The organism is Gordonia sp. C13 (assembly GCF_023218005.1).
GTDB classification, from domain to species: Bacteria; Actinomycetota; Actinomycetes; order Mycobacteriales; family Mycobacteriaceae; genus Gordonia; species Gordonia namibiensis.
The window spans coordinates 239,408-255,275 of the sequence record NZ_JALPSY010000002.1; the positions used below are offsets into that span (position 1 = coordinate 239,408).

Genomic DNA, 15,868 nt, shown 5'->3' on the forward strand with positions numbered 1-15,868 from the left:
ACGCCCGCACAGGAGACCACGGCGGTGCACACACCGAAAACCACGAGGAGAGTCAGCGAAACGTGTCGGAGCTGATCAGGACTCACACTGCGACACAGGCCGCGTCGAACCCGGCTCTGGTTTTCGGCAGTCGCCGCGTGTCGCGAGACGAGTTCATCGCGCGGGTCGCTGACCTGGCGCGTGAGCTCATCGCGGCCGGGGTCGGACCTGAGGTCGCGGTGGGCGTCGAGATCGAGCGATCCGTCGAACTGCTGGTCGCCGTTCACGCGATCACCGAAGCCGGCGGGCACTACGTGCCTCTCGACGGGCAGCTGCCCGACGAACGTCTGCGCTACATGGTCACCACCTCTGGTGCACGGCTGGTCCTGGTCGCGGGGGAGTCCGACGCAGCGCGGAATCGCTACGAGGGATCGGCTACGGTCCGCGTCGTCGACTGCAACGGCCCCACACCCGAAGCGGCGCCGATCACCGCCGCGGACCGGCGCTCGCCCGTCCGCGGAGAGACCGCCGCGTACACGATCTTCACGTCTGGATCGACCGGTCGACCGAAGGGCGTCACGGTCTCGCACCGCTCGGTCGCGAGCCGGCTGCGCTGGATGCGTGACTGGTACTCGCTGACAGCCGGCGACGTGTTCGTCCAGAAGACCCCGATCACTTTCGACGTGTCGGTGTGGGAACTGTTCCTGCCCATCGGTCTCGGCGCCACCCTGGTCATCGCAGAGCCGGGTCGCCATGGAGACCCTGAGTACGTCGCCGACCTCATCGCGGCAGAATCGGTGACGGTCGTACATTTCGTCCCGTCGATGCTGTCGGCGTTCACCGAGGTACTCGGCGACCGGCTCGGAGAACTCACCGCCATCCGCACGCTGTTCACCTCGGGGGAGGCGCTCACCGCGGCGGTGGCCGAACCAGTGTTGGCGGCTTTGCCCGACCTCGAGATCCACAACCTCTACGGTCCGACCGAAGCGGCCGTCGACGTCACCGCCCAGCCGGTCGTTCGCGGCGATCGGCACGTGCCCATCGGCGTCCCCGTCCCTCACACCCAGACCTACATCCTCGACTCGTCCCTGAACCCGGTTCCGGCCGGTGTCCCGGGTGAGCTGTATCTGGGCGGCGTCCAGGTCGCGCGCGGCTATGCGGCGCGATCGGACCTGACGTCCGAACGTTTCGTCGCCAACCCGTTCGGCGATCCCGGAACACGCCTCTATCGCACCGGCGATTTGGTTCGCTGGAATCGAAGCGGCGCCATCGAATACCTCGGCCGTACCGACTTCCAGGTGAAACTACGCGGTCAGCGACTGGAGCTCGGCGAGGTCGAAGCGGCCATCGCAGCGGCCCCCGGCGTGGTGCACGCGGCCGCGTCGGTCGTGGATACCCCGGGTGGCCAGGTGCTCGCCGGGTACCTGTCGCCCGAAGACGTAGAACTCGACGCGGTCGTCCAGAGCGTCGCCGCGCGGTTACCCGAGTACATGCGGCCGGGGACGTGGGTCCGGTTGGCGTCGATGCCGCTGAACACGTCGGGGAAGGTGGACCGTCGTGCTCTGCCGGCGCCCGACCTCGGCGCCGCCGAGTACGTGGCGCCGGAGACCGCCGACGAGGAGACCGTCGCCAAGCTCTTCGCCGAACTGCTCGGTATCGATCGGGTCGGAGTCACCGATTCGTTCTTCGACCTCGGCGGCAGCTCGCTGTCGGCCACACGTATCGCGGCCCGGGTCTCCAACGAACTCGGGGTCGCCGTCTCGGTGCGTGACGTCTTCGACGCGCCCAGCGTGCGTGAACTCGTCGCCGCGGTCCGGGGTGGTGAATCCGCGCTGCCGCCGGTGCAGCGCATCGATCCGCGTCCCGAGCTCGTACCGCTGTCGTACGCGCAGCAGCGGATGTGGTTCATCAACCAGCTCGACCCGGCCAGCGGTATGTACAACATCCCGGTGGTCCTTCGGATCAGCGGTGACCTCGACGTGGTGGCCTTGCGCGTCGCGGTGGGTGACGTCGTCGCCCGGCACGAGACGCTCCGGACGACGTTCCCGGACGCCGACGGCATACCGTTCCAGTTGGTGCACGAGGTCGCCGAGATCCCCGAGCATCTCGACTGGCGACACATCGGTTCGGTCGCAGACATCGAGGCCGCGGTCTCGACCGGATTCGTGCTGAACCGGGAATGGCCTGTGCGAGTGCGCGTCTGGGAGACTGCGCCGGGGGAGCACGTCGTCGCGATGGTCATGCACCACATCGCCTCCGACGGTGAGTCGTTCGCGCCGCTGGTCTCCGATCTGGTGACTGCGTACCTCGCACGTTCGACCGGTGAGGCGCCGGTGTTCGCACCGCTCGAGGTGCAATACGCCGATTACGCCTTGTGGCAGCGTGAGGTGCTCGGTTCGCCGGAGGACCCGGCGTCGGTGGTCGGCCGTCAGCTCGCCTACTGGACCAAGCAGCTCGCCGGTCTGCCGGATGTGCTCGAGCTGCCGACGGATCGACCACGCCCGCAGACCGCGACCGGCCGGGGTGCACAGACCGCCTTCGACATCCCCGTCGATATCGCCGACGGCATCACGAGACTTGCCGCGCAACGCGGCGTCACCCCGTACATGGTCGTGCACGCGGCCCTGGCCGTGGTTCTCGCCCGGTTGTCGGGTACTGACGATCTCGCCATCGGGTCGCCGTTCGCCGGCCGTGGCCAGCGTGAACTCGAACCGCTGGTCGGCATGTTCGTCAACACTCTCGTATTGCGTTCGCGCGTCGCCGGATCCGAGACCTTCGCGGAGTTGCTCGCCGACGTCCGCGACACCGACCTGGCCGCGTTCGCGCACGCCGACGTCGCCTTCGAGTCGGTCGTCGAAGCGGTCGATCCGGTCCGTAGCGCGGCGTTCGCACCGCTGACCCAGGTGTGGCTGAGTGTCGAAGAGGGCGCCGGTCAGCAATCGGCCGAACTGCCCAACGGGCTGGTCGTCTCACCCGCCGACGAGGGCCCGACGCTCGCCAAGGTCGACCTCGGTTTCGGTGTCTACACCGCGCCCGTGGGTGCACCCTGGTCGGGTTCGGTCACCTATGCGACCGATCTTTTCGACGAGTCGACGGTCCGCGCGACGGCCGACCGATTGATCCGGGTGCTGGCTGCGGCGGTCGCCGACCCCGACGTACTGGTCGGCGACATGGATCTGCTGGACCCCGTGGAGCGTTCGCAGATCGCGGACTGGTCGGGATCGGCAACCGATCGCGAGGCGGGGCTCGGGACAGGAACCATCGCCGATCTGGTGGAGAAGGTCGAGCCGTCGTTCATGCACGCCACCGCGGTGATCGACGGTGACCGCACCATCGACTACCGCGAGCTCACCGACCGCACCAATGCGGTTGCGCGACAGCTGATCAGCCTGGGCGTCGGTCCTGACGTGCCCGTGGCGATCTCGCTGCCGCGCTCGATGGAGATGGTGATCGCCTCGCACGCCGTGATCGCCGCCGGCGGTCATTTCGTCCCCGTGTCCGTCGACGCCCCCGCGGAGCGGGTCCGCTACATCCTCGACGCAACCGGTGCCGACGTACTCGTGGTCTCGGCGCATGCGCGTGAGGCCGCCGACCGCGTCGAGCCGGGAAGCGTGAAGGTCGTCGAGGTGGACGGTTCGGCGCCCCTCACCGGCGACGCGTCGACCATCACCGATGCCGACCGCACCGCCTCGCTCCACGCCGACCACGCGATGTACACCATCTTCACCTCGGGTTCGACGGGTAAGCCGAAGGGCGTCACCGTGTCTCACCGTGCGGCGATGGCGATGTTGCATGCTGATCACCTCGACCACGAATTCACCCCGGCCGACGTGATCCTGGCGGTGCTCGACTTCACCTTCGACCCGTCGGTGCTCGACCTGTTCCGTCCGGTCATCAGTCAGGGCACGCTCGTCATCGTCGGACAAGGTCAGCAACGCGACCCATGGGCGTTGCGGGACTACGTCATCCGGCATCGCGTCACCTCGATCATGATGGTGCCGTCCATGCTCTCGCTGATGCTCGGCGAGCTGTCCGACGACGACTTCGCGGCGATGCGATCGGTGCGGACCGTGCAGCTCGGCGGCGAGGCGCTGCCTCCCGCCCTCGCCGATGCCATGCACCGGGTGTGGCCACAGGCCACCCTCCACAACCAGTACGGGCCCACCGAGACCGTCATCTACTCGACGATCGCCGAGGTCGGATCGGGACTGTCGACGGTGCCCATCGGCGCCCCGACCCCGCATGCCACCGCCCAGATCCTCGACTCGCGACTGCATCCGGTGCCGGTCGGCGTACCCGGCGAGCTGTACCTCGGCGGTATTCAGATAGCCCGCGGGTACATCGGCCGCCCGGGTCTGACCGCCGAACGATTCGTCGCGGACCCGAGCGGACCAGCCGGATCGCGCATGTACCGGACCGGCGACATCGTGCGTTGGCGCGCCGACGGTCAGATCGAATACCTCGGACGTGTCGACTTCCAGGTCAAGCTCCGCGGGCAGCGGATCGAGCTCGGCGAGATCGAGTCCGTCATCGCCTCGACGCCGGGGGTCCGCGAAGTCGTCGTCACGGTCCTCGAGACTCCCAACGGCGCACAGAGTCTCGTCGCCTACGTCACCGCCGACGCCGATGTCACGGTGACCGCACTGCGCGACCACGCCGCCGACCGTCTGCTCCCGTTCATGCGCCCGGGTGTGTGGACGCTGCTCGACGACATGCCGGTCAACGCGGCCGGCAAGGTCGACCGCGAGCGTCTGCCCGCACCGGACTTCGGCGGAGTCGACGTCGTCGCGCCGGTCGGTGCCGACGAAGAGGCGGTTGCGGCAGTGTTCGCCGATATCCTCGGTGTCGAGCAGGTCAGCGTCACCGAGTCCTTTTTCGATCTCGGTGGTACGTCCCTCAACGCGGCCCGACTGGCAGCGCGCGTGTCGGCCGCCCTGGATGCCGAGGTCCGTGTCCGCGACGTGTTCGATACACCCTCGGTCCGAGAACTCGTCGAAGCCGTCGCGGGACGGAGCCCGGCGCTGCCGCCGATCACCGCCGTCGAACCTCGACCCGAGCGGGTGCCGCTGTCGTTCGCGCAGCAGCGCATGTGGTTCATCAACCGGTTCGAACCCGGCAACGCCACCTACAACCTGCCGAACGTACTGCGACTGTCCGGACCTCTCGACGTTCCCGCGCTGCGTGCCGCCTTCATCGACCTCGCGATGCGACACGAGGTACTCCGGACCACGTTCCCCGCCGACGACGGTGTGCCATACCAGGAGGTCGCCGACGCCGCGGAGGTGGCCGGCCGCTTCGACTGGAGCACCGCGGAGTCGATGGCAGACATTCAGTCCGCGGTCACCACCGAGTTCGACCTCGCCGTCGACTGGCCGATCCGGGTCCGGCTGTGGCCGGTGGGTACCGACGAGCACGTGCTTGCGATCGTCATCCATCACATTGCGGCCGACGGTGAGTCCCTGCGTCCGCTGATCTCCGACCTGGTGGCCGCCTACAGCTCGCGGCACGAGGGCTTCGCGCCCGAATTCGCGCCCCTCGAGGTGCAGTTCGCGGACTTCGCGATCTGGCAGCACGAGGTCCTCGGTTCGCCCGACGACGCCGAGTCGGTCATCGGCAGGCAGCTCGGATACTGGCGCGAGGCACTCGCCGGGATGCCCGACCTGCTCGAACTGCCCTACGACCGGCCGCGGCCCAGAGTCGCCACCGGCCGGGGCGGGGCCACCGCGTTCACCATCCCGGAGAATCTGGCCCGCCGCATCGGCGACGTCGCCACCCGCACCGGCGCGACGCCGTTCATGGTGCTCGACGCCGCACTGGCAACACTGCTCGCACGGATGTCGGCGACCGATGACATCGCCATCGCCACCCCGGTCGCCGGTCGCGGCCGGCCCGAACTCGACCCGCTGATCGGCATGTTCGTCAACACGCTGGTGCTGCGGTCGAAGATCGATCTCGGTGAGTCCTTCGTCGACGTCGTCTCCCGGACCCGCACCACCGCACTGGGGGCATTCGAGAACGCCGATGTGCCCTTCGAGACAGTGGTGGACGCGGTCAACCCGGTGCGCAGCGAGGCCTTCGCGCCGCTGGCCCAGGTGATGCTCACCCTCGACCCCGGGGGCGCGGCGCGTTCGACCGGCTTCCCGGTAGGCGACCTGGTGTTCTCCGGTGTCGAGATCGACAGCCAACCGGCGCAGGTGGATCTGACCTTCATGATCAATTCCGAGCCCGCCGGTGACTGGCAGGGTGCGGTCGTGTTCGCCACCGACCTCTTCGACGAGTCGACGGTGCACACGCTGGCCGCGCGGTTCGTGAAGCTGCTCGATGCACTGACCACCGACGTGCACAGACCGATCGGCGACGTCTCGATCCTCGGGACCGACGAAGCAACGACGATCACCGCCGGTCAGCAGGGCCTCGCCCGGACGCTGCCGACCGAGGATCTGGCCTCCGCGCTCGCCGCCAGCGCCGCCGAGTACCCCGATCGCGAAGCCCTCGTGTTCCGGGACCGGAGCGTCACCTACCGCGAACTGGGCGCGCGGGTGAACACCCTGGCCCGGCAACTGATCGCGGCCGGTGTCGGCCCGGATGTCGCGGTGGCCGTGTGCATCCCGCGATCGGTGGAGCTGCTGGTCGCGATCCATGCGATCGTCACCGCCGGTGGGCAGTACGTCCCGGTCGACACCGCCGCGCCCGTCGACCGCGCCGAGTACATGGTCGAGACCTCCGGTGCGACAGTCGCTCTGGTCCACGCCGGGTTGCCCACCCCGGAGCCGATCGCCGGACTCGGCGACACGGTCGAGGTGATCGCGGTCGACGCGTCGGCCCCGTTCGAGGGTGCCGTCGCGCCGGTCACCGACGCCGAGCGCCGTGGCCGACTGCGTCCGCAGCACGCCGCGTACACGATCTTCACCTCCGGATCGACCGGCCGGCCGAAGGGCGTGACCCTCCCGCACGATGCCGTCGTCAACCGGCTGCGCTGGGGCCTGGACGAACTGCCGATCGGCGCCGACGACATGGTGGTCCTCAAGACGCCCTACACCTTCGACTGCTCGGTCGCGGAGTTGTTCGGTCCGCTCATGCAGGGTTCGCGGCTGCTGATCGCCGAACCCGACGGCCATCTCAACCCGCCGTACCTGGCCGACCTGATCGCCGACACCGGCGCGACGATGGTTCATTTCGTGCCGTCGATGCTGTCGGTGTTCCTCGAGCTCGCCGGTCCGGAACGGCTGGCGCGGCTCGACTGTCTGCGGATCGTCTCGACGACGGGCGAAGCTCTACCGCCGGCAGTGGCCGCCGAAACCCGTGCCGCGATGCCCGACGCAGTTCTGTACAACCTGTACGGGCCGACCGAAGCCGCCGTCGAGATCACCTATCAACAGCTCGACGAGATCGGTGACACCGTGCCCATCGGTGTGCCGGTGTGGAATTCGACGGCCTACGTACTCGACGGACGGTTGAACCAGGTGCCGTCGGGGGTGCCCGGCGAGCTCTACGTCGGCGGTGTCCAGCTGGCGCGTGGTTACGCCGCAAGACCCGACTTGACCGCCGATCGCTTCCTCGCCGATCCGTTCGGCGAGCCCGGCGCGCGGATGTACCGCACCGGTGACCTGGTGCGCCGCAACGCCTCCGGCGAGCTGGAGTACCTGGGCCGGACGGACTTCCAGGTGAAGCTCCGTGGCCAGCGGATCGAGCTCGGCGAGATCGAGGCCGCGATCGCACAGGCGCCCGGCGTCGTGCACACCGCGGTGACCGTCGCCCAGGCCCCCGACGGCGGCGAGCACCTCGTCGCGTATGTGTCCGGTGCACCCGGCGAGACGGTTGATGTCGATGCGATCAAGGCCACCATCGCGACCCCGCTGCCCGAGTACATGCGCCCGACGGTGTGGATGCTGCTGGACGAGTTCCCGCTCAACAACGCGGGCAAGCTCGACCGGAAGTCGTTGCCCGCTCCCGAGTTCACCTCGAGTGAGTACGTGGCGCCGGAAACGGACGACGAGACACGGGTCGCGGAGGTCTTTGCGGAGGTGCTCGGTGTCGACCGGATCGGCGTCACCGACAGCTTCTTCGACATGGGTGGCAACTCGCTCTCGGCAATGCGACTGGCCTCGCGCGCGGGGGTCGCCCTTGGTGCGGACATCTCGGTCCGCGACGTCTTCGACGCGCCCAGCGTCCGTGAACTGGTCGCCGCAGCGGCTAACGGAGGACGCGGCTTGCCGCCGATCGCCGCGGTGGAACCGCGACCCGAAACCGTTCCGCTGTCCTACGCGCAGCAGCGGATGTGGTTCATCAACCAGTTCGACTGGAAGCCACCGACATACAACATCCCGGCGGTTTTGCGACTGACCGGGCCGCTGGACATGGGTGCGTTGCGCAAGGCTGTGGAAGATGTCGTCGAGCGCCACGAGTCCCTGCGCACCACGTTCCCCTCGATCGAGGGTCGGCCGGTACAGCGCATTCATCCCGCCGCGGATGTTGCCGACCGACTGGACTGGGCCGAAGCCCCTGACCAGGCCGATCTCGAGCGGGACGTGGCCATCGGGTTCGATGTCACCAAGCAGTGGCCGATACGGGCGCGGTGGTTGCGCATCTCTGCCGATGAGCATGTGTTCGCGCTGGTTGTGCACCACATCGCCGCCGACGGCGAGTCCGTCACCCCGCTGGTGACCGATCTGGTGGGCGCATACGTCGCCCGAAGCACGGATGCCGTGCCCGAGTTCGCCCCGCTGCCGGTGCAATACGCGGATTATGCGCTCTGGCAGCACGAGGTGCTCGGTTCACCCGACGACCCGACGACCGTCCTCGGATCGCAACTGGCCTACTGGCGCGAGCGTCTGGCCGGTCTGCCCGACGTCATCGACCTGCCCACCGACCGCCCGCGCCCGGCGACCGCATCGGGAGTCGGCGCCACGGTCGACGTGCAGATCCCGGCCGGAGTCGCCGACCGGGTCACCGCCGTCGCGCAGGACAACGGCGTCACCGACTTCATGGTGGTCCACGCCGCCCTCGCGACGCTGCTCGCCAGACTCTCCGGTTCCGACGACATCGCGATCGGCACGCCGATAGCCGGTCGCGGACAGGAAGAACTCGAGCGGGTCGTCGGCATGTTCGTCAACACGCTCGTGTTGCGGACTCAGGTGTCGCCCGCGCAGTCGTTCGGCGAGGTGCTCGCGCAGGCCAGAGCCGTCGACGTCGAAGCTTTCGCCCACGCCGACGTGCCGTTCGAGACCGTCGTCGACGCGCTCAAGCCGGCGCGATCCGGGGCGTTCGCGCCGCTGAGCCAAGTCTGGCTCACGTTCGATCAGGCCGCCGGGGGCCTACCCGGCGCAGATGACCTGCCCTCCGGGTCGGTGGGCGATCTCACGATCGCACCGCTGCCGCTCCCGTCCACGCCGGCCAAGGTCGACCTACTGGTGAGCGTCGCGGCGGCGCAGGAAGCCGGTGAGCCGTGGCGCGCCACGCTGACCTACGCCACCGATCTGTTCGACGAGTCGACGGCGCAGCGCATCGGTGACTGGCTGGTCGATCTGCTCGACACCTTGACGACCCGAACCGACGTGCCGGTCGGCGATGCCGTGTTCCTCGACGACGCCGCGATCGGCCGACTGACGCCGGTCTCCGGTGGCCGGGGCGCGCAGCCGGAGTTGCTCGCGGAGACATTCGAGCGGGCCGCTCGCTCGTGGCCACAGCAGGTGGCCGTGGTCGACGCCACCGGCAAGTCCCTCACCTACGAGGAACTGGACGTCCGGTCCAACCGTCTGGCGCGCTGGCTCATCGAACATCAGATCGGTCCCGAGTCCCTGGTGGCCCTGGCGATCGCGCGTTCGGTGGAGTTGCTCACCGCCATCTGGGCGGTCGCCAAGACCGGCGGTGGTTACGTGCCGATCGACCCCGACTACCCGGCCGAGCGGGTCGCGAGCATGGTCGAGGACTCCGGCGCCGTACTGGGGCTCACGACCGACGCCGCCGGACCGCTGCCCGACCAGGGATTCGAGTGGCATCGTCTCGACGTCCTCGATCTCACGGCCTTCACCACGGCGACGCTGACGGACTCCGAGCGTCTCGCCCCGGCCCGGATCGAGAACACGGCATACGTCATCTACACCTCCGGTTCCACTGGCCGGCCCAAGGGTGTGTCCGTCAGTCACTCCGGCCTCGCCAACTTCGCGCGTGAGGAGATGCGGCGCGGATCGGTGTCCGGTCCCGCCCGGGTGCTCGGCTTCGCCTCGCCGAGCTTCGACGCCTCGGTCCTCGAATACCTGCTCGCCACCGCGAGCGGTGGACTCATCGCCTATCGCCCGGGCGACGCCGTGGGCGGAGAAGTGCTGCAGCAGTTCATGATCGAGCACGGCGTGACGCACACCTTCCTGACGCCGACGGTCCTGTCTACGCTCGATCCCGCAGCACTCGAATCCCTCGAGCTCGTCTACGTCGGTGGTGAGGCGGTTCCGCAGGCGCTCAAGGACGAGTGGTCGACGGTCCGCCGGATCCAGAACCTGTACGGGCCCACCGAGACCACCATCGGCATCACCATCAGCGAGCCGATGAAACCGGGGGACCCGGTCCTGCTCGGCGGGCCGCTGGCGGGCCTCGGTCTGCAGGTCCTCGACAGTCGCCTGCATCCGGTCCCCGTCGGAGTGCCCGGCGAGTTGTACGTCACCGGCCTGCCGCTCTCGCGCGGTTACCTGAACCGGCCCGGCCTGACCGCTGAACGGTTCGTCGTCGATCCGTTCGGGCACAACGGCTCCCGGATGTACCGCACCGGCGACGTGGTGCGCTGGCAGCGCACCGCCGGCGGTGCGCTCTCGCTGGCGTATTCGGGACGAACCGATGACCAGGTCAAGCTGCGCGGTCTCCGGATCGAACTCGGTGAGATCGAGTCGGCTCTCACTGCCCACCCCGCAGTCGACTCCGCGGTCGTCGTCGGCGTGGGCGGCGCTGTCGCCTCGTCGCTCGCCGCCTATCTGGTGACCACCGGGGACGTGACCGACGAGGAGCTTCGCGAGTTCATCGCCCGGCGACTCCCGTCCTTCATGGTCCCGGCGACTCTCACGCGACTCGACGCGCTGCCGATGACACCTGTCGGCAAACTCGACAAGGCGGCGCTGCCCGAACCGGTTGTGGTGACGACCGATCATGTCGAACCGGAGACGGACAACGAGCGGGCCATCGCCGAGGCCTTCGCCGAGGTGTTGGGGATCGAACGCGTGTCGGCAACCGAGTCCTTCTTCGATCTCGGCGGCAACTCGCTGTCGGCGACTCAGGTTGTCTCGCGGGTCCACGACCGCGGACTCCCGCTCGAGCTCCGATGGCTGTTCAGCGATCCCACCGTCCGCGAACTGGCCCGCCGCATCGACGCGGGCGGCACCATGGGGAATGACGTGCTGATCACCCTGCGCGGCGACGGCGCCCGACCCCCGCTGTTCTGCGTGCATCCGGCCGGTGGCCTCGCTTGGTTCTACGGAGGCTTTGCGCCGTACATCGCCGATCGGCCGATCTACGGGCTCCAGGATCCCCATGTCGTCAACGGCGAGGACAGCGCAACCGATGCGCACGATCTCGCCGCACGCTACGTCGAGGAGATCCGGAGGGTCCAGCCGGAAGGTCCGTACCACCTACTCGGGTGGTCGATCGGCGGAATCATCGCCCATGCGATGGCGACACGACTGCAGGCCGCGGGGGAACGCGTCGCCTACCTCGGCGTCATGGACACCACTCCGCCGGTGGACGGTGAGATCCCCGAGACGGTCGTCGAGGAGGATACGACGACGAACCCGGACCACGCCGCCGACATCCTGGGCGGCTGGCGCGACCTGTTCGATCTCGACGACGCGGTGAAGGCGGAGAGTGCCGAAGAGGTCGCCGACATCGTGCGGACGCAGATCGCCGGGATGGGTTTGCTCGCCGACGACGTCGTCGACCGGGTGATGGACAGCTTCGCCGTTTCTGCGGACATGCTGATGGCCTACCGCCCACAGCAGTTCGCCGGCTCTCTCCAGCTCTTTACCGCGACCGACGACAAGCAGAACCCGGCCGCGATCCCCGAGGGGTGGCGAGAACATGTGTCCGGAACCATCGACAACACCGACGTCCCGACCCATCACCTCGGCATGACCGATGCCGCCTCGCTCGCCATCATCGGGCCGAGGGTGGAGCAGGCGCTGTCCGCCACAGGTGAACCGAGCGGCGATTCGCCCGACAAACCTTCGTGACCGATTGCCGGACAAGGCGATCGGACCGAGGACAACAGGAAGAGGAGACACTAATGACCAACCCTTTCGACGACGAGAACGGCCGCTTCTACGTGCTGGTCAACGACGAGAACCAGCACTCGCTGTGGCCGACCTTCGCCGACATCCCGGCGGGCTGGACCAAGGTGTTCGGAGAGGACAGCCGTGAGGCCTGTCTCAAGTACGTCGAGGAGAACTGGACAGACCTGCGTCCGAAAAGTCTGATCGACGCGATGGAAGCAGACAAGGCAGGCGAAGCCGCGAACTGAGTCCGGCGCCGACTCCCGTCGTCCGGTCGAGACCTCGACCGGATGAAAGTCAGCGATCGGGGCGGGGACATGGCCCGTAGGCGCAGTGATCCGGCACCGGGTCTCCTACGATTGAGTTCGTCCATTTTCTGAACCGACCTCGGTTGGTTCCCAACGATAGGTACCACGATGACGAATCCATTCGACGACGAGGACGGCCGCTTCTACGTACTCGTCAACGACGAGAACCAGCACTCGCTGTGGCCGACCTTCGCCGACATCCCGGCGGGCTGGACCAAGGTGTTCGGCGAGGACAGCCGTGCCGCATGCCTGGAGTACGTCGAACAGAATTGGACCGACCTCCGGCCGAAGAGCCTCATCGAGGCGATGGCCGCAGACGAAGCGGCCAAAACCGCCGACTGACTGACTTGACACCGGGTGGTTCGCTGAGCCCGAGCGAGCGTGACCCGACCTGACGGTCTGTTTCACCGACCTTCCGAGGAGCTTCGCCCATGAAACTCAGCGTCGTCGTGCCGGCCTACAACGAGGAGCACGAACTCGGTGCGTGCCTGGACCATCTCCTGGCTCAGACGCTCCCGATCGACGAGGTCATCGTCGTGGACAACTGCTCGACCGATCGGACCGGGGACATCGCGCGCGATTACGCGCGACAGCACCCCAGGGTCCGGGCGCTGACCGAGGAACGGCAAGGGGTGGCCTGGGCGCGTGACAAAGGGTTCGACAACGCGACCGGGGACATCATCGGTCGGGTCGATGCGGACGCGCGGGCGCGCCGAGACTGGTCGAGCGTCGTGATGCGCTTCTTCACCGATGAGTCGAATGCCGAGTGGGATGTCATCGGCGGATTTCCCCTCATGACCGACGCTCCCGGCTGGCGCAAGCAGGAGGAGAAGCTCGAGAAGCTGGCCGCCGACAAGGGTGGCCGGGAGACGAACGGCGTCATCGGGCAATGCTTCGCCATGCGTCGCTCCTGCTGGGAAGCCATTCGGGGATTCCTCCTGTCAGAGCGTCACGACATCCACGAGGATCACGACATGTCCGCAGCCGTCCGTCAGTCGGGTAGGCGGCTGTGGCTGAGTTACGGTCTCATCGTCGAGGGCTCGTCGCGGCGTTTCCGGGTGCCGCCGTGGCGGAACGTCGGATACGCCCTGGGAGGGGCTCGGGCCGCGTGGGCGCGACGTGACTGGAAGGTGTTCGCGCAACAGGCCTTTCTCGTGTTGCCGTTCGCCTCTGTCTATCTCTGCGTCCTGTGGGTGAGATTGCGGGGATGGGATCCCGAGACGGAACGCTGGAGTGCGAGACGTTTGTGGGACGAGCGACGAGAGGCCGTCCGGGTATCGCCCGTTCTCGACTGAACCCATGGAAGCCGACAGGGCCGCCGGTTCTTGACCCGGTTTGTCTGGAATCGACCTACCGGAATATCGGGACGGTTCCGCGGGAATAACAACTCAACGAAACACGAGTGGCGAACTCCCGTAACTGGCACCTCAGCAGTAACATGATGTCACATTCTCCACGCAGAATCGCTTGTGGAATGTGACACAGATGCTGAAGCAAGAGTCCCCATATTTCGTGGGGTAGGGCACACTGTGTTGAAGGGCCGCAACGTACCGATGTCTGGGGAGGCAGGGACGCCGCGGTCACGCCATTATGGGCGGGGGGGAAGGTAGTCACTCATGAACGATCTAGTGCACGACATCCAGGATCGTGGCGCGATCACGCCGAAGCTGACCGCGGTGCGGTTGGGCGACAAGGCACTCACCTACGGTGAGCTCGCACATCGGATCGACGAATACGATCATGTGTGTTCCGCGCATGGCATGTCACAGGCTGCTGCGTTCTACGCCGCTCTGATGAACTGCTTGCCGACGCTGGGCGAGGTCCAGCCGCTGGAGGCGCGAATGCAGGTCATCAGCGAGGTCGAGGCCTGGCTGGGTCGCGGGCGCGGGGCGGTTGCGCCGGCGCGTACCCATCTACGTGCGGTGAGTTAGTCTCCGCACCCACAACTTGAATCGAGACCTGCCCGGTACAGCCGGGCAGGTCTCGATGTCTCTATGAGGCCGAGGATTCGACGACACGGGCCGGTCGTCAGAGCGTCAGAGACCGAAGACCAACGCCAGGAGCAGCAGAATCGGCCCGCCGACGACTACGCTGCCGACACCGCACACGATCCCGGTGACGGCGCGGCCGGTTCCCTTGCGGTTCATCGGCGCCCGGTTGATCTGCTTGATACCGATGATTCCCGAGACGATGGCGACCATGCCGAGAATCGCGCCGAGTCCGAGGGCGAGGGTCATGGGAATCGCGATCAGACCGGTGGTCAGCGCCAGCGACGCGGCGGGTGCGACCGTACGCCGCGCCGCGGGCGGCGAATACGGCAACGGCCGGACGATCGGGGTCGGCCGTGAACCGACGAACGGCACCGGCCGTCCGCCCGAGAGCCGAGCGGGTGCGGAAGAAGTGGAGCCGAGAACGGGACTCTGCTCGACGGAGTTCTGCAGGCCCCAGAAGTCGCCCACCGGTGGGAGGGCGGCGTGATCTTTCGGCGCGGGGCGGAGACGGGTCTCGACACGTGTGGCGGGCCGTGGGGCGGGACCGGATGTCGAGTGTAGGGCAGGAGGCGCGGCCTCTACTGCGGCGTCCGGCACGACCGGGAGTGCATTGTCGTCGAGATCGTTGACCGCGGGCCATCGCTCATGACGTTCGGTGATCGCCGGTGAGAACGGCTGGGTGGGAATGTCGACGCGCACGGCACCTCCTCGCTCGCCGGCTCGCGGGACGGGCCGTACCCGGGCGAGTCTACCGGCGACGAGGAGGTGCCGGCCGGTGTCAGTGGTCGGTCGCCATTCCGGCGAGCTGGGTGACAGCATCGCCGCTGAGCTTCCACCCGCCGTCGGCGTCGACATAGGTGAGCTTGATGTCGACCGGGGCCGGGGCATGCGGGCTGGCGACGGCCACCGTGGCGACGGCCTTGTTGTCACCGTCCTTCGACACGTCCTTCACGGTGTAGACCTCGGGGGTGTAGCCGGCGGCCGACGAACCCTTCGCGAAGGCGATGAGCGCAGCCTTGGTGGCGGGGTCCGAGGTGTCGACGACCGAGTCGAGCTCGTCGGCAGGGGTCGCGGGGTCGACGGCCTTGCGCAGGATGTCCTGGGCCTTCGAGTCGCTGAGGCCGGTGACCTCGTCGATCGCGTCGCCGGCGGCGGTGGAGACCTCGGATGCGGCGGACTCGACTGCGGTCGACACCTTGCTCGTGGCCTCGTCCACGTCCTCGGACGAGCAGGCGGTGGCGACGAACAGCGCGGACCCGGCCAGGGCGATGGCGGCGACGGACTTCCGGATCTTCATTGATTCCCCTTCATGCGGCGCCTCCGCGGTCGGTACCGCGGAGTA

General features: G+C 67.9%; 7 protein-coding genes. 5 read left to right on the forward strand and 2 right to left on the reverse strand.

What is annotated here, in order from left to right; all coding sequences use genetic code 11:
- The first annotated feature begins 137 nt into the window (after nucleotides 1–137).
- The 5 genes from M1L58_RS03460 to M1L58_RS03480 all read left to right on the forward strand — a co-directional run bounded on the left by M1L58_RS03460 (nucleotide 138) and on the right by M1L58_RS03480 (nucleotide 14,466).
- The gene (locus M1L58_RS03460) at nucleotides 138–12,188 is read left to right on the forward strand and encodes a non-ribosomal peptide synthetase (protein ID WP_248657834.1); all 12,051 of its coding nucleotides are present in this window, start codon (nucleotides 138–140) and stop codon (nucleotides 12,186–12,188) included.
- Between the two features lie 53 nt (nucleotides 12,189–12,241).
- Nucleotides 12,242–12,475 (forward strand): MbtH family protein, encoded by a 234-nt coding sequence (locus tag M1L58_RS03465; protein ID WP_248657835.1) that lies wholly within the window; start codon nucleotides 12,242–12,244, stop codon nucleotides 12,473–12,475.
- A 168-nt stretch (nucleotides 12,476–12,643) separates the two neighbouring features.
- The gene (locus M1L58_RS03470) at nucleotides 12,644–12,877 is read left to right on the forward strand and encodes an MbtH family protein (protein WP_248657836.1); all 234 of its coding nucleotides are present in this window, start codon (nucleotides 12,644–12,646) and stop codon (nucleotides 12,875–12,877) included.
- Between the two features lie 89 nt (nucleotides 12,878–12,966).
- A complete protein-coding gene (locus M1L58_RS03475; protein WP_248657837.1) occupies nucleotides 12,967–13,830 on the forward strand; it encodes a glycosyltransferase in 864 nt (287 codons plus the stop codon).
- 321 nt (nucleotides 13,831–14,151) lie between these two features.
- Nucleotides 14,152–14,466: a hypothetical protein gene (locus M1L58_RS03480; RefSeq protein ID WP_119033037.1), complete on the forward strand. Its 315-nt coding sequence runs from the start codon at nucleotides 14,152–14,154 to the stop codon at nucleotides 14,464–14,466.
- A gap of 105 nt (nucleotides 14,467–14,571) precedes the next feature.
- On the opposite strand, the gene M1L58_RS03485 is transcribed toward M1L58_RS03480, so the two are convergent.
- Together M1L58_RS03485 and M1L58_RS03490 are read right to left on the reverse strand one after the other, a co-directional pair.
- Nucleotides 14,572–15,225: a DUF4190 domain-containing protein gene (locus M1L58_RS03485; RefSeq protein WP_248657838.1), complete on the reverse strand. Its 654-nt coding sequence runs from the start codon at nucleotides 15,223–15,225 to the stop codon at nucleotides 14,572–14,574.
- Nucleotides 15,226–15,304: 79 nt separating this feature from the next.
- Entirely contained in the window at nucleotides 15,305–15,823 is a 519-nt protein-coding gene (locus M1L58_RS03490) for a hypothetical protein (protein WP_006867031.1), read from the reverse strand.
- Between the last annotated feature and the right edge of the window lie 45 nt (nucleotides 15,824–15,868).

Coding starts and splice junctions, on each gene's coding strand:
- M1L58_RS03465 (WP_248657835.1), top strand. CDS start 12,242: ATGACCAACCCTTTCGACGACGAGAACGGCCGCTTCTACGTGCTGGTC.
- M1L58_RS03470 (WP_248657836.1), top strand. CDS start 12,644: ATGACGAATCCATTCGACGACGAGGACGGCCGCTTCTACGTACTCGTC.
- M1L58_RS03475 (WP_248657837.1), top strand. CDS start 12,967: ATGAAACTCAGCGTCGTCGTGCCGGCCTACAACGAGGAGCACGAACTC.
- M1L58_RS03480 (WP_119033037.1), top strand. CDS start 14,152: ATGAACGATCTAGTGCACGACATCCAGGATCGTGGCGCGATCACGCCG.
- M1L58_RS03490 (WP_006867031.1), bottom strand. CDS start 15,823: ATGAAGATCCGGAAGTCCGTCGCCGCCATCGCCCTGGCCGGGTCCGCG.